This window comes from Acinetobacter sp. YH16051 (assembly GCF_013417135.1).
In the GTDB taxonomy this organism is placed as follows: Bacteria; Pseudomonadota; Gammaproteobacteria; order Pseudomonadales; family Moraxellaceae; genus Acinetobacter; species Acinetobacter towneri.
Genome location: NZ_VPEN01000004.1, coordinates 1 through 19,680 on the forward strand (window position 1 = coordinate 1; position 19,680 = coordinate 19,680).

11 protein-coding genes are annotated in these 19,680 nt (G+C 40.0%); 2 read left to right on the forward strand and 9 right to left on the reverse strand.

What is annotated here, in order from left to right; all coding sequences use genetic code 11:
- Window positions 1-183: 183 nt before the first annotated feature.
- Complete coding sequence (locus FTV41_RS04740; protein ID WP_004973244.1) at window positions 184-402, reverse strand: hypothetical protein; 219 nt, start codon at window positions 400-402, stop codon at window positions 184-186.
- Window positions 403-892: 490 nt separating this feature from the next.
- Complete coding sequence (gorA, locus tag FTV41_RS04745) at window positions 893-2,245, reverse strand: glutathione-disulfide reductase (RefSeq protein ID WP_179996202.1); 1,353 nt, start codon at window positions 2,243-2,245, stop codon at window positions 893-895.
- Window positions 2,246-2,574: 329 nt separating this feature from the next.
- Between gorA and FTV41_RS04750 the strand changes: the two genes are divergently transcribed.
- Window positions 2,575-2,829, forward strand: coding sequence for a hypothetical protein (locus FTV41_RS04750; protein WP_004973239.1), 255 nt, complete (start codon window positions 2,575-2,577; stop codon window positions 2,827-2,829).
- A gap of 78 nt (window positions 2,830-2,907) precedes the next feature.
- On the opposite strand, the gene pepN is transcribed toward FTV41_RS04750, so the two are convergent.
- Complete coding sequence (pepN, locus tag FTV41_RS04755) at window positions 2,908-5,517, reverse strand: aminopeptidase N (RefSeq protein WP_154320695.1); 2,610 nt, start codon at window positions 5,515-5,517, stop codon at window positions 2,908-2,910.
- A 371-nt stretch (window positions 5,518-5,888) separates the two neighbouring features.
- Here pepN and FTV41_RS04760 point away from each other — a divergent pair, with 371 nt between their 5' ends.
- Window positions 5,889-7,046: a hypothetical protein gene (locus FTV41_RS04760; RefSeq protein WP_004973232.1), complete on the forward strand. Its 1,158-nt coding sequence runs from the start codon at window positions 5,889-5,891 to the stop codon at window positions 7,044-7,046.
- Between the two features lie 114 nt (window positions 7,047-7,160).
- Here the strand turns inward: FTV41_RS04760 and FTV41_RS04765 are convergent, their stop codons facing one another.
- The 6 genes from FTV41_RS04765 to FTV41_RS04790 all read right to left on the reverse strand — a co-directional run bounded on the left by FTV41_RS04765 (window position 7,161) and on the right by FTV41_RS04790 (window position 19,625).
- The gene (locus FTV41_RS04765) at window positions 7,161-7,892 is read right to left on the reverse strand and encodes a hypothetical protein (protein ID WP_004973230.1); all 732 of its coding nucleotides are present in this window, start codon (window positions 7,890-7,892) and stop codon (window positions 7,161-7,163) included.
- A 507-nt stretch (window positions 7,893-8,399) separates the two neighbouring features.
- Window positions 8,400-11,039 (reverse strand): bifunctional aconitate hydratase 2/2-methylisocitrate dehydratase, encoded by a 2,640-nt coding sequence (locus tag FTV41_RS04770; protein ID WP_096900892.1) that lies wholly within the window; start codon window positions 11,037-11,039, stop codon window positions 8,400-8,402.
- Between the two features lie 296 nt (window positions 11,040-11,335).
- Window positions 11,336-11,605 carry a hypothetical protein gene (locus tag FTV41_RS04775; RefSeq protein WP_004973220.1) on the reverse strand — a complete coding sequence of 90 codons (270 nt, stop codon included), beginning with the start codon at window positions 11,603-11,605 and terminating at the stop codon, window positions 11,336-11,338.
- Between the two features lie 200 nt (window positions 11,606-11,805).
- On the reverse strand, window positions 11,806-12,165 hold the full coding sequence (locus FTV41_RS04780) for a hypothetical protein (RefSeq protein ID WP_104852111.1): 360 nt from the start codon (window positions 12,163-12,165) through the stop codon (window positions 11,806-11,808).
- A gap of 113 nt (window positions 12,166-12,278) precedes the next feature.
- Window positions 12,279-16,799 carry a translocation/assembly module TamB domain-containing protein gene (locus FTV41_RS04785; protein ID WP_179996203.1) on the reverse strand — a complete coding sequence of 1,507 codons (4,521 nt, stop codon included), beginning with the start codon at window positions 16,797-16,799 and terminating at the stop codon, window positions 12,279-12,281.
- Window positions 16,800-16,820: 21 nt separating this feature from the next.
- Window positions 16,821-19,625 carry an autotransporter assembly complex family protein gene (locus FTV41_RS04790; protein WP_179996204.1) on the reverse strand — a complete coding sequence of 935 codons (2,805 nt, stop codon included), beginning with the start codon at window positions 19,623-19,625 and terminating at the stop codon, window positions 16,821-16,823.
- Between the last annotated feature and the right edge of the window lie 55 nt (window positions 19,626-19,680).

The following is a 19,680-nucleotide window of genomic DNA, read 5'->3' on the forward strand; positions in this document are numbered from 1 at the left end:
TCAACAATACAAAAAATTTCTGTAAAATCGTACATGGTAGTTAGAGCCTTTGGGTTGTGTCGTAACTTTCTAAATGGCTCTAACTACCTTTTTTTCAAGGGCTTTTCTTATCCGTAATTCGGGTTAAATTACATATTATGCAATCCAGTTTAGCTAGGTTGAATATTCATTTCAGACCAAAACTTAATTAACCCGATGCGGTAAACGGAACATTTCATGCGTATCGGTATAAAAACTGCGACCATCTAAATTCAGTTCAATTTCCTGACCACATTCCAACAACACATGTTTTCCGACTTCGACCCATTTAAAACCATCACGGGTATTTTGCTTTTTCTTTGATGCCACCAAAGACACCATAATTTCGCGACCATTCACTGCTTTCGCAAGCATTGTTTGCATTTTTTTCAATATTTACACCAATTCATTTATAACTTACAAATCAAGCTCAAATTAAAATTTTGAGCATAGTTTTTAATACAACAACATTCATCACACTTAATTTGCAGTGCATAGAAAATAAATGCAGCACAGCATGATGATGAATAACTACGAGAGAATAGAGATATTTTTATTGTACAAGTTATATTATAACATAGATTTAAAGTCTTTGCAGCATGGACTACAAAGTTGTAAAGATAAACTTAATAAAATAAAAATTTCTTAATCAAACCTTAATCATTTTCGTGAGATAATCTACCCCAAACACAATGGATGGTGTTTGATCGCACAAGCCCACTTCGGTGGGTTTCTTATTAGGCTAACTAAATAACGATAACAAACTTTATCTTTCTGACGTTTATCTTCTGATTTTTTATCTACAAATTTCAAAAATAAAAAAGAGTATGGATTTTTTTAACCCATACTCTTTGTGTGCGACTACGCTACTCCATTAGCGCATAGTCACAAATTCTTCTGCAGCAGTTGGATGAATTGCGACAGTATTGTCAAAATCTTGCTTGGTCGCGCCCATTTTGACCGCGACTGCAAAACCTTGCAAAATTTCATCCATGCCATAGCCAATACCATGCACGCCCACGACTTTCTGTTCATCACCAACGCAGACCAAATTCATTTTAGACACTTGACGATGCTGAGTTACAGCCGTGTACATTGAGGTAAAAGAAGATTGATAGACTTTGACCTGATCTTGCCCAAACTGTTCAATGGCTTGCGCTTCACTTAAACCCACCGTACCAATAGGCGGATGACTAAAGACCACCGTGGCAACATTTTGATAATCTAAATATTCATTTGGTTTGTGATTGAATAAACGTTCAGACAATTTACGTCCTGCGGCAACAGCAACGGGTGTCAGCTCAATTTTTCCAATAATATCGCCCACCGCATAAATACCTGCTTGGCTGGTATTTTGGAATTGATCTACTGCGATATATCCTTTTTCATCAATCTGCACATTTGCAGCAGCCAAGTTCAATGCTTGTGTATTTGGTTTACGTCCAACTGCCCAAATCAGACAATCGACCTCATGCTGTGAACCATCTTCAAGATGTAATAACAAAGACTGATCCGCTTGGCGAGTGACTTTCTTTGGAATGGCTTGCGTATGCACTTGGATATGTTCATCACGCATACATTCAAGTAATGTTTCACCTAAAAATTGATCTAAACTACGCAGCGGCAATTGTTTACGAATAAACAATCCAACTTCTGAACCCAACCCATTTAAAACACCTGCTAACTCTACGGCAATATAACCCGAACCGACAATTGCCGTGCGTTTTGGTAATTGTTGCAATTCAAAGAAACCGTTTGAATCAATTCCTAGCTCTGCCCCTTCAATATCTGGACGTGTTGGCTCAGTTCCTGTGGCTATTAAAATGTGATCTGCAGTGTATTGCTGCTGATTTACTTCAACTGTTTTTTCATTTACAAAACGAGCAAAGCCCTGAATCACATCAACATTGTTTTTAGCTAAACCTGATTGATACGATGCATGGATACGCTGAATATAAGCTTGACGATTTTGAATTAACGTATTCCAATCATGCGATTTTAATTCAGTATTAAAACCATAATCTGGGCCGTATTTTTGAATAGCATCGGCGATTTGCGCAGAATACCACATCACTTTTTTAGGCACACACCCCACATTGACACAAGTCCCGCCCAAATCTGCAACTTCAATTAATGCACATTTTTTACCATATTGCGCCGCGCGATTGGCCGAAGCAATACCACCACTTCCTGCCCCAATTACCAAATAGTCATAATGTTTAGCCATTTCATGCCTCAATTTTTCGTGATTTTTTAGATACTCATCTGCAGAAATTCAGCGCAGAAAAACATTCATTTTCATCAAAACTAACACATAAAACTGCATTTCCCAAGTCAGCCATATTGTCTAAATACACAAAATCGACACACTGTCATTCAATTGATTTCACTGCCAATAAAACTGACTATTCACTTAAATTTTACGCTTTTAAGGCTATAATATAAATTTGATTTTTTATCATTGGGGTCAATGTGAAGCAGTGGGTTTACGTTCTGATATGTAGCTTTATCACTTTCGGCTGTTCCCCATCCCAACCGTCAGATCAAGCCCCAAGCATGTTTGATGAACTCGATCTCATCAATACCAAAATGAATGAAATCTTGCTTCGCGATTTAGATAACTATTCTGCAGATGAGCGCAAACATATTATTTGTGAAGAATATACGCAGATTTACAAACATGAATATATGCCAATTGTACTTAAAAATTCTAAACCTGAAGATCGGCAATATAACGAGAAAAAATTACTTGCTGAATTAAATGAAACTTACACCAACTATAAAAATGAATATCAAATTCGTTGTGACTAAGCTAGATTATTTTTAATGTATTCCAGCCACAAAAAAGCCATTTCAACGAATTGATGAAATGGCTTTTAGTTTTTTAACTTAAACCTCTAACATACTATTTAGGGTTTCAACCACGTTTTTAGATTTCACCACAGACTGCAAATTTAGCAACGCTGCTTGCACTTGGTTACGTTGTGGCTCTGCCAAAGTGTACCAACGCGACAACACCTGCAATAAACGCGAACCTACAATTGGGTTTTTCTCATCTAAATACTTGGCTAAGTCAATAAAATGCTGAACACCAAAACTCCATGTATTCACAGGGTTGCTATTTAAACCACCACTGACTGAACGAATACGGTTAGGTGTACCCAAATCATAATCAGGATGTGCAGTTAAAGCCTGAATGGTTTCAGCTGTCGCTTTTGGATGTGAAGCTTGAACCATAAACCATTGATCAAGTGCTAAAGCTTCATCTTTAAAACGTGTATAAAAATCTTCCAAAGCAGCTTTGGCTTGCGGTGCATCATTCCACACCAAGACACGCAATGCCCCTAAACGCTCAGACATATTTCGAGTTGTTTGGTATTGCTGCTTTGCCAGCTCAAACGCTTCGGCATCGCCCTGACGTGCCATTAACGCCAACATGATATTCTTTAAAGCACGTACACCCATTGCCTGAGAGAAATCTTGCTGCATGTCTGGATCAAGGCTTAAATAGGTTTCTTTGCAGAATGCACCAAGTTCGCGCGCTAATGTATCTAACAGCGCATTGCGTTGTTGCTGAATTTTTTCAGGTTGATAATTTTGATCAATACGGCTGCCCAAATAGCCTTCAGAAGGTACATCAAAAATACGTGATGCCAACAAAGGATCTTTTTCAATTAAAGCAGGTACTGTATTTTTCATGGCTTGCAAATAAGTATCTGCTGCATGTTCTTCCAATAAAATACGTTCCAATAGAGTCTGAGTCGCCTGCCACTGGTTAAAGCCATTGGTTTCGTGCTGCATTAAAAATGCCAATTCATCATTAGAATAGTTAAATTCTAAATTCACAGGTGCAGAAAAATTACGCAATAAAGAAACAACGGGATGCGCAGTTATACCGCTAAATTCAATACTTGCTTGTGCCTGATCAAACAAATACACACCATCTTTTACTGAGTTTTCAACCAAAGCTTCAGACTGCAAAATATATTGCTCGCCTGTTTCTGCATTGAACAATGCCAATGCAACAGGAATAGGCAATGCTTTTAAGTTTGGATATTTGGCATTGCTTTTCAGACTTTGTTCTAAATTTAAACGATAAACCTGCGCAGCCGCATCGTATTCGCCCTGCACTTCAAGCTTTGGTGTGCCTGGTTGATTGTACCAAGTCAGGAAATTAGATAAATCAACACCTGAACCTGCGCTTAAAGCATTGACCCAATCTTCAACCGTGACTGCTTGTCCATCATGACGACGGAAATATTCATCACTACCTTTACGGAATTTTTCTTTACCGAGTAAAGTCGACATCATGCGGTTAATTTCCGCACCTTTTTCATAGACTGTTGCGGTATAGAAGTTATTAATTTCTACAAAATGATCTGGACGTGGCGGGTGCGATAACGGGCCAGAATCTTCGGGGAATTGATGTGCTTTGAGCACCGCCACATCATCAATACGCTGTACTGCGGCAGACTGTAAATCTTCAGAGAAAGATTGGTCACGGAACACCGTTAAACCTTCTTTTAAACACAACTGGAACCAATCGCGGCAAGTAATACGGTTACCTGTCCAGTTATGAAAATATTCATGCGCAATCACGGACTGTACGCGCATAATTGCGGCATCTGTGGTGTATTCTTCATCGGCCAATACACATGACGTATTGAAAATATTCAGACCTTTATTTTCCATTGCGCCCATATTGAAGGCACTGGTCGCCACAATCATATAATTATCTAAATCATACGGCAGACCATAGTGTTCTTCATCCCAACGCATCGAATGTTTTAACGCTTGCATAGCAATTTTGCATTTTGGAATGTCTTTTTCTTCTGCATAAATTTCCAGTGCAACATTACGCCCTTCAGATGTCACATAATGGTCTTTCATGACTGCCAAATCGCCAATCACACAAGCAAATAAATAGCTTGGCTTTTTGGTCGGGTCTTGCCAAATCGCATAATGACGACCTTCGCCTGCTTCACCTGTTTCTAACAAGTTGCCGTTTGCCAATAACACAGGATATTTTTTATCGGCTTCAACACGTGTGGTAAATACCGACAATACGTCTGGGCGGTCAGGATAGAAGGTAATTTTACGGAAACCTTCAGGCTCGTTTTGGGTAACAAATAAATCAGAACTTGCCTGATATAAGCCTTCAAGTTGCGTATTGCTTTCAGGATGAATGATCACGATGGTTTCTAACGTGACTTGATCAGGTGCATTTGCAATGCGAAGCTGCTCACTATCTAATTGATAGTCACTTTCCGATAATTCCGTGCCATTCAAAATAATAGATTTCAATTCTAAATCACGGCCCAATAACACCAAATCGCCTGCAGTCTGACGCTGCATTTTCAATGTTGCACCCACTTGGGTGTAATCTGCATAGACTTGAATATCTAGCTCTACAGCATCTACCAAGAATGAAGGTTTTTGATAGTCTTTTAAATAGATAGTTTGGCTGGCTTCAACCATAGGATTTGCTGCAATATTCATCTTGTCCTCATTCTTTGTGGCGATGCGCTTGTTTTTGTAAAGTTGCAATGATCATACGACAACTTTCAACATCTGTCTGCGCACAATCTATTTCAGTCTTATTCAACAATGCTGATTTATATGGGTGCTCAACCCAAGCTTTTCAATCCTATCTGGATTAATCCTGTACAAGTAACATAAAAGCAGACTGTTTAAATCAATACCTGTATTGCTATTACGCGTAAATTTAATATTTTGATATGCAACTTCACTTCAAATACGACCAACACAGGCTAATTTTGATGATGATCAAAAGCACAGAAGCTTCCACTTTTCAGTACACAAGCCATGTATAATGACATATCACGATTTACTTGAGCTTCTATTTCACAATGCTACAAATTCTGCAAAAACAATTAGATGAAAGCACATTATGCCCTTTGTGTCAGGCATCTATGTATTGGGTAGAAGCAGAACAATATGAGCAGGAATTAAATTTTCACCAATGTAGTCATTGTGAACATCGCATCTTTCAAAATAGCCAACAACAAAACTGTCATTGCGCAAGCTGTACCCAACAACGCAAAAAAATCATGGCGGAAACCCGCTTGCAAGAACAACAAAAATTCAAAAAACAGGATGCACCTGAACGCGAATTAAATCAGCTGCGTTTTATAGATAAATTATTTTTATTGAGTATTTTAGATCAGCATGCACAGGAACATATTCCACATGAAGAATTTATAGATTGGGAAAAAATCAAGTATTTAAATATTACCCCCAACTATTTTTTCCAGCACGGCATGATCAAACATTTGCTAAAAGAGCAAATATTAATTGCCAAAGATTTTGCGGAAAATGCGCAGCAATATTATATCAATGTCCGTTTAGATGGTTATTCTGAACCAAGCTTATTCAGCATTGCACAACAATTACGTTATTGGTTTTATGAAAATCTGAGTATGGGCACACCGTTCAAAACAGCAGATGAAGTCAAAGATGCGCTGTATTTATTGCTGTATCAAGAGATTGTGCAGTTTATGCAATTTTATTGTCGGACTTGGGGAATACAAATTGCGGGCAACCATAGTTTTCAGAGCTTTTGCTACCGACTTTTAGATGTCTTGGCGGTTGGGCAAATTTATTACTTGGTGCAAACTGCTTTGGAATTTTTATACCAACAAAAAGCACTCAAACCGCGTAATGAAAACTTTATTAATACCAATTTACTGAAAAAGACTGTGCAGCAATACCGAGAACGGTCAGTGGCTGAAAAATGGGAGACCTCTACCCTGCCACGCCCGCCTAATTTGCCTTTCAGCTATATGAGCGAAATTTTATTCTTCCGCTTTTTGGGTTATGACGAAAGGATTTTCTTTCAACCTGTGTGGCGTTCTTGGCGAAAAATTGAAGCACGACTTAAATTTTATTCACTTAAACGCTGTATGCACTGCGGATCGGATGAACTGACTGTCGATTATGACGCAGAAAATTATGTGTCCTTATTTTGTCGCAACTGCAAACATCAAGATCATTATTTCACTCAATAAAACTTTGGTGAAGATGATGGTTACACCCCATCACTGCCCAAATTCATCATCTACTGCAGTATAGAGTCAACAGGATACGTACAGAGGATTACAGTTTTTCGATGTGATAAGCACCTAATCCACTTTTCTGTTTAGTGCTAAATTGAGTGCCGTTTCAGATAAAGTTTTACCGTCTAATTTACAAATACACATAATGCCCCAACCATCAAAATAATCAGGCGCGTGCTGCAAAAAGAAATTGGAATGTACATCTTGCGGAATTCTCAAATGCATCAGTTGCTCAAAACTTCGTGCTGGAGAATGAGTTTCATGCACATATACGCCTTCACCGCGCTTTTGAATTTCAGGATACCGTGCCGCCATAAGCTGCAAAACTTCATGATATTCCTTAGGCATAGTTTTCCCGACTCTTGGGAAAAAACTTTTAGAACGCGAAGCAAACAAAGAATAAATCTTCGGTTGATTAATGCTAATCACAAACCACAATGGAATAAATGGATTTTTTAAGCGTCGATTCAACATGGCTTTGACTGCACTTGGAATCGTCAAATTTTGTTTTTGATATTCAGACAAAAAACCCGCTCGTGAATTGACCACATGCATAGGCTGTTCATTATAATGAATCAAAATAAAAGGAATAACATTTTGCCCAACCACTTGATCTCGATCATGATATTGAATAACCGTGACTGCGATTGCATCGGGGTCATAAACAAAGGCTTTAAATTCTTCTAAACTCGAATTTGGAAAGATTTTTTGATCGAATTGATAAATTTTTTCAAAAAAATACGATTGCTGCTGCATTGAAAGCGCTTTAAAGTCAAAAACTGTTTCTATTAAATTCATAAAAACAACCCAGTTTCATATTTAAAGAGAGACGCAAAATTTTTTTAATTGGTCAATGCATTAATAATATGACACATTTTAATTACATAATTTTACAATCATTATAGTAAGTTATTAAAAAATATCCAATTTCATTAAAATTAAAACTAAGTAGTTCATTTCAACAAAGTTTTTACCAAAAATTATAATTAAAATTGAATACCAGCATTAATCCATTATATTTTGTGACGCAGTTTACATTATTTTATGACGAACGGTATTGATAGGCAAATTTATATTGTTTTAATAAGTTAAATCCTAATTTATTTCATAGCTTACGCCCCTATTTTTAAAATCAGCTAGGCAAGCTGAAATATCACAATCTATGCTGTTTTAAATGTCATTCATTATTAGATTGAAATTTTACACATAAAAATAAGGGCTGAATAATCAGCCCTTATTTGATCTTGCTTATCGCTCAACACTCGAACAAATCATAGATTTGCTCTTGCGTTTGCTTTTCCTAACTTAGGTCAACTGAGCAGCAGCAATTTTCTTGGTGTCTACATTCGCAGCAGCGTCTGTGTAGCTTTCCATCTGGTCAAAGTTCAAGTACTTGTAGATGTCAGCAGACATGCTGTCGATTTGAGAAGCGTACTGTTGGTATTCTTCTGGTGTTGGTAACTTACCAAGTACCGCTGCAACAGATGCAAGCTCAGCAGAAGCTAAGTAAACGTTTGCACCTTGACCTAAACGGTTCGGGAAGTTACGTGTAGAAGTAGATACTACAGTTGTGTTCGGTGCTACACGTGCTTGGTTACCCATACATAATGAACAACCTGGCATTTCTGTACGCGCACCCGCTTTACCATAAGTGTTGTAGAAGCCTTCTTCCATAAGTTGACGCTCGTCCATACGAGTTGGAGGCGCTAACCATAGACGAGTAGATAAAGAACCACCAGGAACTTTGTCTAATAACTTACCAGCAGCACGGAAGTGGCCGATGTTTGTCATACAAGAACCGATGAACACTTCATCAATTTTGTCACCTTGAACGTCAGAAAGAAGTTTTGCATCATCTGGATCGTTCGGGCAGCAAAGGATTGGTTCTTTGATGTCTGCAAGGTCAATTTCATACACTTTAGTGTATTCAGCGTCAGCATCAGCTTTAAGAAGTGATGGGTTCGCTAACCATTTTTCCATGTTCTCAACACGACGAGCCATAGTACGCGCATCGCCATAACCTTCAGAAATCATCCACTTAAGCATGGTGATGTTTGAACGAAGGTATTCAGCAACTTTCTCTTCAGAAAGTGTGATAGAACAACCTGCAGCTGAACGCTCAGCAGAAGCATCAGACAATTCAAATGCTTGTTCAACTGTTAAGTCAGTTTCCATTTCTGTTAAGTCGATTTCTAAGATACGACCAGAGAAGATGTTTTTCTTACCTTTCTTCTCTACAGTTAAGTCACCTTCTTTAATTGCGTAGTAAGGAATCGCATGTACAAGGTCACGTAAAGTGATACCAGGCTGCATTTTACCTTTGAACTTCACAAGTACAGACTCAGGCATGTCAAGTGGCATAACACCAGTTGCTGCAGCGAACGCTACAAGACCAGAACCCGCTGGGAAAGAAATACCAATTGGGAAACGAGTATGCGAGTCACCACCAGTACCTACTGTATCTGGAAGAAGCATACGGTTTAACCAAGAGTGGATAATACCGTCACCTGGACGTAAAGAAACACCACCACGGTTCATGATGAAGTCAGGAAGCGTGTGTTGCATTTGAACGTCAACTGGTTTTGGATACGCAGCTGTGTGACAGAAAGATTGCATTACTAAGTCTGCAGAGAAACCTAAACAAGCTAAATCTTTTAATTCGTCACGTGTCATTGGACCTGTTGTATCTTGAGAACCAACAGTAGTCATCTTAGGTTCGCAGTAAGTACCTGGACGAACACCTTGACCTTCTGGAAGACCACAAGCGCGACCTACCATTTTTTGAGCTTGAGTGAAGCCTTTGCCTGTGTTTTCAGGTTGTACTGGAGTACGGAACAAAGTAGATGGTGCAAGACCTAAAGCTTCACGCGCTTTAGCTGTCAAACCACGACCAACGATCAAGTTAATACGACCGCCTGCACGTACTTCGTCTAGAAGCACTGGAGTTTTAAGTTCAGATTCAGCGATTTGTGCGCCGTCTTTGAACGCTGTTACTTTAGCAGCAGCATGGTCGATTTTAAGCGTGATTTCATCACCCATGTTCATGTTAGAAACGTCGATTTCTACTGGTAAAGCACCCGCATCTTCCATTGTGTTAAAGAAGATTGGCGCAATTTTACCACCTAAGCAGTAGCCGCCATCTTTTTTGTTTGGAATGTGCGCGATTTCATCACCGAAGAACCAAAGTACAGAGTTAGTTGCAGACTTACGAGAAGAACCTGTACCAACAACGTCACCCACGTAAGCAACTTGGTTGCCTTTCGCGATAAGGTCTTTGATTTGGTTTAATGGACCAACTTCACCAGGAACTTCTGGGTTGATGCCATCACGTACGTTTTTCAACATTGCATTTGCGTGCAATGGAATGTCTGGACGGCTCCAAGCGTCTTGTGCAGGTGACAAGTCGTCAGTGTTGGTTTCGCCAGTAACTTTAAACACTGTAAGTTTGATTTCTTCAGGTACATCTTTACGGCTAGTGAACCATTCAGCATCAGCCCAAGATTGTAAAACTGCTTTCGCGTTTTCGTTACCTGCTTTTGCTTTGTCTGCTACGTCATGGAACGCATCAAATACAAGCAAAGTATTTTTCAATGCTTCAGCTGCTAAGCCAGCCAATTCAGCATTGTCTAAAAGCTCTACTAAAGGTGCTACGTTATAACCACCAAGCATTGTGCCTAGTAAGTAAACTGCACGTTCTTTAGAAACGAGTGGAGAGGTTGCTTCACCTTTTGCTACAGCAGCTAAGAAAGCAGCTTTAACGTATGCCGCTTGGTCAACACCTGCAGGTACACGGTTTTCAATCAAATCAACCAAATAAGCTTCTTCGCCTGCTGGTGGATTTTTTAATAATTCAACTAATGCAGCTGTTTGCACATCATCAAGTGGCTTCGGTGGGACTCCGAGTGCGGCACGTTCTTCAACGTGTTGGCGGTAAGCTTCTAGCACGGTGTTATTCCTCTTTTTTAAAAAATTATTTGTGAATTCCTGCTTTTAAAGCATCACAAACAATATGGACTGCAAAATTTTACTAAACTTCAGGTTAAAAGTTAATGCAACTAGAGTGTTTCTTTGTGATGCCCATTATTTTATAACTAAATGATGCGCATATTGTTCAATTTACAGGCAAAACACGACTTAATTTTAACTTTGTCTGTATGTACACTAACTTTTCGCCTAAAGTTTAACTCGTAAAAAAGGCAACGCTCATGTTGCCTGTTCTAATGAATGAATGATATTCCACCTTAGTGTACTGTCGTAGCTTGAAGATAGTGCTGTAATTGTTCACGACTACCTTCAAACTTGAGTTGAATTTCATCTTCATGCAGCATGCAATGTTCTGCACTGGTAAACGAAATTTGAACTTGATATATCTTTGCAGGTGCATCAATTTGCTGACGTAAATACACCCGATCACCTAAACTTAAAACATAATGACTGCCGCCAATCACTGCGACACCTTGTTCATCTTCTAAGAGCAAATCTGCATTATGCAGGTAAGCAACCACTTCCATTATGCGCTCCTACTGTTTTTGTTATCTTTTTAATTATTCATGAAAAAGATAAGCTTTGCCAGTTTTAAGATTTAGAACTTGTCACAATTTATTTGTTATTTATTTTAGTTTTAGACGTTTTATTTACTTAGGCTATTTTTGATAAAAGATATAGAGGTACAAAACATATTTCAATTTTAATTCATAAAAAAACCGTTCTTTTAGAACGGTTTGTAATCAGGCATTTTATCATGCGGGGTCGCGATACATTTTTCAGTAAATTGCGTACGGACTTTTTCACGTGCCGCATCAACATCACCATTAATTTCTTCAAGTGGCAATGCATATACTTGCTCAATAATCTCTGAGATAAAATTACGGGTAATGTCATCTTCAATTTTATTGGCATGCTCAATGGCACGTTCTTTTTCAATCGCATTTTGACGATCTAGCATGATGGTACGCGCAGCATTGCCAACACTTCGGCAATAGCCTTGCCATTGTTCTTCAGGGGTTAAGGGTTTCTTTTCTGCACAACCCATTAATGCAAGCACTGCAGTCACCACCAAAATCTTTTTCATTGAAGCTCTCCTGTTGTGCTTATGATAATCAAAAGTTGACATAAATACGAAACTATCCATGCACAAGCTTAAAAAATGCGCTCTGATAGAACGCATTTTAAGTGAGGTTGCCGTTAGAAGCGCCAGTTATAGAAAATATCCACTGCGCGTTCTAAAGCTTGGCTGGCTTCTAAGTACAGTCGCTTATTCATTTGATAACGCAAAGTCAATTTATTGACAGGTGTGAAAACCCCCACGCCATAACGAATAAACAAGTCTGGGGTGATATAACCCGTCAAACTGACTTGGGTATCATCGCCTGTACCTTGGGCATCAAGTGCCAAACCACTTAAACCGAATGTACGTCCAATTTGATTGGTCAAGGCACGTGTACCACCCAATCCCATACTAATACCTGCCGCTGCAATAGTATTGTTGACGTCTGACTTAAAGCTTTCGGTCTGACTCAAACCACTGGTACCTTCATTGATACGACCTGTGATCAAAGCATTTAATGCTTCTTGTTCAGATAAGCCTGCATCGTTATAGACCTGAATGTTCGGACTGCTGGCTGTGCCTGTAACTCTAAAGCCGACCATGCTGCCCTGTACATTTTTATTGGCATCCATATCTAAAGTTGGGTTAGAAATTGGGCCATTAAAACGCGCAATGGCACGGTTCAAATCCAGACTTTGTCCATAGGCTTCAATTTTCACACGCTGGCTGACCCCAATCGCACCATTGGCACGCATCGCAGTTTCTAAACCACGTTGAGATAAATACAAACGTCCAATCAGTGGAATACGGCTATTAAAACCTTGGAAAATGACCCGATCACCCAAATTCAGTTCAAGATCGGCACGAATATCCCACGGACGAGCTGAACGTAACAATGCCAGTTGATCTTGTCCTTCATGCACCACACGCACATCCGAAGAAACGTTAACCACAGGTGCCGATACTTCAGGCATAGAAATTAAAGCCCGTGGTACATCTACACGGCCTTTTAAACTCAGTTTTTTCTGGAAAGGTAAAACATCTAAGGATACATCTGGCGTAATCATTGCAGTAATCAGCGGTGCTTGACGAATTAATAAGTCTTTACCGTTTAAATTTAACTGAATACGCAGATCATTTTTCCAATCTACACTGCCTGTTAAACGCCCTACACCACCACCGCTGTTAAATGCGCCATTAATACTGGCCTGATCTTGGCGGATAGAGGAGTAGACCTGCACATTGGTCAGATTTACAGGTAAAGAAATCATGCTGATCGCACCATCTTTCAGGCGCATTTCACCCGTCAGCAATGGTGAAGTTAAAGTCCCATTGACCTTGCCAGCAAAGGACAAAGTGCCTGCCATTGAGCGCACATCGGCAATAAACGGTTTAAAAACTTTAAGTTGTACCTGATCAAAGGCAATTTCACCGCGCATTGGCATGTTTTTAGTGTAAGGATCAATCAGCACATTGGCATAACCTGTACCAATTTCAGGTGTTTTCACATCTATGCGTAATTTCAAGCCTTCGGCAATGCTTTTTGCGACCACAGCCACTTGTTCATAGCGCAAGGTTGAGCCTATATCTTGTGGATCGTCCGCAGCAAGTCCAATGACGCCATCACGCGTGACCAAATGTGCATCAATTTTTGGCTTCTGTCCTTTTGCCCACGCCGCTTTGGCATACCCATTAACCTTGCCTGTAATCGCCAAACCTTCAGGCATAAATGCAGAAAAGTCATTTAAGTCTAAGTTTTGAGTCACAAATGATGCATTGGCTTTGGTTTTACTCACACGAATAGGTTGATCAAAACACAATTGGCTTTGCTGACTCATCCAACAATGCGCACCAACATACAACTCACTGGTTCTATGTTGATATATCACGGCCGCGTTTTGGCGCTGTGCCAAATGGGTTCTTAAGGAGTCAAAATCCCCTTTCTGAATTTGTCCCATCCAATCATTTTGTGCATTTAAACCACCCGCCAATTGCACATAAAACTTACTCAACTTATTTTCAGCTTCCAGTTTTAAAATATGCGCCTGACGTGTGCCTGCTAAAGAAATCTGCCCTTGCTCAATGCCACGGTTACCACTGCGTAAATTTTCCATGGATGCCGTCATCAGCGTTGGCGTATTTTCAGAAGTTGGCAATTCACCTTGTAAGCGCAACTTACGCACGCTGAAAATATTATTGAGGCTGAACTGATCAACTGCAAAATTGGCAGTGGCTTGTAAGCGTGGCTGCGACTGCACATTGATCACATTGATATAGCCATACGCACGTCCACGTAAACCTGAATAGATTTCGTATAAAGCAGGCGCATTGACTTTAATACGCAGATTTTGTGCATTCCCCGTTGCTTGTAACTGATTTTTGGCATAAGACAAAAATAGATTATTGGCTTCAAACTGTTGTGGTAAAAAGCCTTTTTGATTAGCATCAATCAACATGGCTAAATTCCCCGTACCACGTACAGGTTTATTATTGAGCATGCCTGCCAAATTCAGACGTTCAATGTTGATCCGTTTTTGAGTGTCTGACCAAATACCTTGAGTGCGAATATTGCCCGATAATTCACCACGTACACTGGACACAAAATAGTGCGGCTTAAAGCGAATTAAAGAAGCGTTTAAATTCCAGCTCACCCCCTGATTCAAATGCAGCAAACCATCCGCCACAATTTGCCCTGCAACACCATTATGGCGTAAGTCGCTAATTTTAATTAGTTCCGGCGTACCCGATAATTTTAGTTTTAAATGTCCTTCACTGCCTTGAATGGCACTGGCATTTAACCCACCATCATAATTCACGGCAAAACTTTTAAAGCCACCACCAGCTTTCACATCATGGAACAATAAAGCGATGGTGCTTTGCCCAGTTAAATGTACGTTTTCATTTTGATTGACCAAACGCCCTGTCAAATTAATATCTTTCAAATGAATAATTTGCTGATTCGGCAATGCAAAACCATTGGCTTTAAACTGCCCATTTAACACATTAACAGGTGCTGCGGTGCTGATACTTTGCGGATTAAAGTTTTTCGCAGCCAATACTGCATTCCATTTCAACTGACGTTTATCAGTTGGTAAATCAATGACGGCGCTGCCTGCCAAATGACTATCTGCGGTATCAAATTTAAAATTAGGAATATTTAAGCGATTATTCTTTAAATTCAGTTTAGCTTGGTACATACCTGCAGGTAACATGGTTTTTTCATGTGTGCTGACTTTGGTCGCCACAAAAATATCTTGCTGACCTTCTACCAAGGCCATTTGCACATCACCCAATTCACTTTTTAACCAACCCACATACGGCACAGCACGGTCTATGTTGTTCCAGCGCACATCAAGCAACATCGGATTTGCCGCTTTGCCCTGCGCAGGTTTTTGATCGAGTTTTAAATTCCAAGTTTCATATTGGTCAAAATCGACTTGTGCAGTTAAGTGTGTGCCTTTTTCCAAATGACCTTTAGATGCTAAATTGGCATCTAAACTTGGCGGTAAAAAGTCTTTGACCACTTGAGGAATTAGTGGATCTTTAGGATTAATTTTATCCAGACGTCCTGTTAAATCCCAATTGACTTTTTTATCCCAACTGACAATGCCCGCTACATTGGCAGCACCTTGCATAAGTTGTGCATTTAAATTGCTGATATTCAGTTGATGAACTAAGTCGGTATACATCAAACCTGTATATTGACCTTTAGGAATGTGTTTACCGCTCAAATCTGTATTGACATCAATATCTAAACGCTTGATATCACCTTTAAATTTGGCTGCACCTGCTTGGGTAAAAAGCTCCTGCTCGGTCAAAATAGGCCAACGGTAGTCTTTAAATTGTAACTCACCAAACATTGGCACTTGCTTACGCATTGGATGCAGCACCACCCATCCCGTGAGCAAGTCAGGCGTATTTGTTGCAACACCCGCCTGAATCGTGTCGAGTGTGCCTTTGCCTACTACTTTAATATCGTGAATATTTAAGCTGTCATGTAAAGAGGGAATATTTAAATCACCCACCACATTAAGCGGATATTTACCTTCAAATTTCATATCGCCTGTGGCATTGCGTACATTCAAATATCCCATATCCATATTGGAATCTTCAAATTTCAGTTCTGTACCCGACCACAAGGCATTATTTAAATGAATATCGTAAAAATCAACCTGCGTACCAGAGGCGGTTTGAATCAATAAATGATCGACATCGGCAGTATCTAAACGCAAAACAAAAGGTAAGCGAATTTCATTGAATTTGAATGGATCATCACTTGGTGGGCCTTTCGGATAAATCCGCAGATTACGCACATCGGCACGATTGAGATGGATTTCTTTATCTAAAATGGCACGCCAACCAAGAATGACATCGGCACGGTCAATTTTGACATCAACAGGTTTTAAACTGACGATGATATTGCGCAGAATAATCCCGCGCCATAAATTACCGCCTTCATATTCATAATGAATAATTTCTTGGCGCTGCAATACGCTGTCTAATAAGAACTTTGAGCCACGGTCTGTTGAGAACATCACCACCAAAGCGGACACCAATAAAACCAGCATCAACAGCAGTGACAGTAAAACACTCCTGAGTATTCGACGCTTTTTAGGTGCCGTTACTGGAGTTTCTGGTTGCTGTTCAACTTCAGCCATAATGTTCTCTAAGTCTTAAATTTATAGTTGAGAGCCAATAAAGAAATGTAAACGGATTGGATGGTTATCATCTGAAATACCAGAAGCCACATCAATCCGAATTGGGCCAATTGGTGATGCCCAACGTACCCCCAAACCTACGCTATATTCGGTGTCGTTGCTAAAGTCTTTATCGTAAGCATTACCAAAATCACTAAATACTGCTGCGCGCCACCCCTCTTTAAATTGATAGTTATATTCTAATGAACCAACCGCCAAAGCCTGACCTCCAATTTTAAAGCCTTCAATTTGTGGTGTTAAAGACTTGTAGTCAAAGCCACGTAAAGACTGGTCACCACCAGTAAAATAACGCAAATTATAAGGCACTTTATTAAAATCTTCGGTGTAGATATAACCTAAGTCACTGCGTCCGACAAACTGATGATCGTCATTTTCACCCAATGAATAAATAAAACGCCAACCTGCATTTAGAATGGCTAAATCTGCATCGCTGAGCAGTGATTCACTCCCCAGTTCTATTTTATAAATTTGGCGGAAACCTTTGCTTGGGTTAACACGACGGTTACTGTCGGTACGTGAAACTTCATAGCCAAGCAATAACGATTGTTGCTCGACATCACCATTGGCAATAAACGCATCAGGCACTTTTTCCAAAAATACAGTGCCATCTTCAGTTAAGCGATCCAGTCGATAACGCAAGCCAAAAGTATGTTGCCAACTGCCCATTGGGTTTTTAATCACACGGTCTACACCTGCAACCGCAGATTCAATCATCAAGCCGCCACCTTGTGCAACATCGTCACGTTCTTCACGCTCATAACCGCCAACCAACGCGACATAATCATTCAAGGGATGGTTATAAGGAATATTATAACGTCCATCAATGGCTTGACGAATTTGCGAAAGCTCTAAGTTGGCATCGAAAGAGTGACCACGTTTATTGACAATGGCACGGCGATATTGCCCACGCAAACGCACGCCTGTGTCAGTTCCGTAACCTGCACCGACTTCGGCACTATTTAAGCGGTCTGCATTTAAAGTCACAATCACAGGAATTTTTTTGTCTATGCGTGCTTGCTGTTTTAAGCGTTCTTCTTCTGATTGTTTGTCTTCTTGCTGTGCTTGTAGCATGCGCAGCTTATCGTTGCTCGCACCTTCTTCTGTGCCAGCAAATTCAGCTTCGTTCACCACAGATTGCGTCACTTCCTGAGATGACGCCACCCGTTTTTGATCGACGACTGTGGCATCGTAAACTGAGATTTTTTGTTGATCGACCAAAGCCTGAATATCAGGTGGCAATTCCAAAGGATGCTCTACAGGATCAGGACGGATCGTATCAACTAAGGTGTAGTTGAAATAACGCGAGTTGGTGAGGTTATTGGCCAAACCATTTACACGCCAAAAAGTATAGTCAGCATTGTCCTGCCAAGTGACCATACTTTGCAGAATATCCATATCCAAAGGGAATTCTTGATTTGGATCGCTCATACGAAATTCAACATTTCCGAGTTTATAACGCTCGCCTGTTTCATAACGTAAATTGATATCGGCTGTATTTTGAGGTTGAGCGACTTTAACGTCATGCAAACGCCAGTAACTGTCAAAATAACCGTTATCTGAAGCGGCATCGGTAATTCGTTTTTTGGTTTGCTCATACAAACCATGATTAAACACATCATCTACTTCTTGATCAGGCAAGACACCAATAACCTGAAATTGTGCCTCGTATTGTCCTTCACCTGTAAATTCAATATTTTGCTGTTTAATCGCCACAGGTGGATTTGGCACAACCTGCACACGCACGCGGCTATCACTGAGTTTTTCAAACTTAAACTCGGCATTATAAAAACCCACCGCCTGCGCAGCCTGATTTGACAACGTACGCAGTTGCGGCAATGCCGATGGAAAATCAGCAAAAGATTCCTGGGTAAAACTGGAAAGTTTGGCCTTAATATTGGCACTTAAATGATCCACCGCTGTACGATAAGCATCGGGCGACACTTCTCCAATTGAGTTTTGTGTACCATTGGCGCCATTTGCGGTAATGACTACATCTGCACTAATACGCGGCACTTTGGCTGTGTTTAGCTCACGCGGTGGACGGACTTTATACAGTAAACGTCTAAAAAAACCGGGTTTATCGGCATTTTCGACCTGCGTCATCCAGCCCAATTCAGTCATTAAGGTATCGTTAGGATTGGCTTCCACTACAAAATTACTGTCTGCCTGAATATTGGTTATGAGCTGATCGACATTTACAGGCGCTTGATCAATTTGCAGTAGCTCCTGCTGTGTTGCGTCTTGAACCAACGTTTCTGGCACTTGACCATTGCGGTCTAGCATCGCTTCTTGTTTGGCTTGTTCTGCCACCTGAAAAATTTCATTGGCAAGCCCCTGATCTACAGGTGCAATGGGTAAATCTTCTAAGTCTTCAAATTCGATAGGCTGAAATTCAGCAAAAGATGCCCCTGCCTGTTGTTGCTGTTGCAGCATTTCTAGACTATTAAATTCAGGTGTTTGCGCTTGCTCTAAAGCTTCTTCTATTTTTTGTAGATCTTGGGCACTGTCTTTACCTTGTGCTGCTGCCAGTTGTTTAATTTCTGCAGCTAAATTTTGTGCTTCTTCTGCAGTTGGAGTCTGTAGCGGTACAGGATTTTCAGCAAGCTGAGCGTTTGAATTGGGTACAGTAAGACTTTCTGCAAAACTTGAAGATGCAACTAAACCTAAAAACAGACTTAGTCCGAGCTTTTTCGGCATATTCCAGCATAAAATTGCATGCATACTGGAACACAGTACTGATTTTTTAAAGTTTGTATTTACAAGCATAAAAAACTCTAAACTGATTTAATTTTTATGGAAAAACCCCAATGAACCCGCGTAC

Coding starts and splice junctions, on each gene's coding strand:
- FTV41_RS04750 (WP_004973239.1), top strand. CDS start 2,575: ATGTTTGATGAACTCGATCTCATCAATACCAAAATGAATGAAATCTTG.
- FTV41_RS04790 (WP_179996204.1), bottom strand. CDS start 19,625: ATGCTTGTAAATACAAACTTTAAAAAATCAGTACTGTGTTCCAGTATG.
- FTV41_RS04740 (WP_004973244.1), bottom strand. CDS start 402: ATGCAAACAATGCTTGCGAAAGCAGTGAATGGTCGCGAAATTATGGTG.
- pepN (WP_154320695.1), bottom strand. CDS start 5,517: ATGAATATTGCAGCAAATCCTATGGTTGAAGCCAGCCAAACTATCTAT.
- FTV41_RS04765 (WP_004973230.1), bottom strand. CDS start 7,892: ATGAATTTAATAGAAACAGTTTTTGACTTTAAAGCGCTTTCAATGCAG.
- FTV41_RS04775 (WP_004973220.1), bottom strand. CDS start 11,605: ATGGAAGTGGTTGCTTACCTGCATAATGCAGATTTGCTCTTAGAAGAT.
- gorA (WP_179996202.1), bottom strand. CDS start 2,245: ATGGCTAAACATTATGACTATTTGGTAATTGGGGCAGGAAGTGGTGGT.
- FTV41_RS04760 (WP_004973232.1), top strand. CDS start 5,889: ATGCTACAAATTCTGCAAAAACAATTAGATGAAAGCACATTATGCCCT.
- FTV41_RS04785 (WP_179996203.1), bottom strand. CDS start 16,799: ATGGCTGAAGTTGAACAGCAACCAGAAACTCCAGTAACGGCACCTAAA.
- FTV41_RS04780 (WP_104852111.1), bottom strand. CDS start 12,165: ATGAAAAAGATTTTGGTGGTGACTGCAGTGCTTGCATTAATGGGTTGT.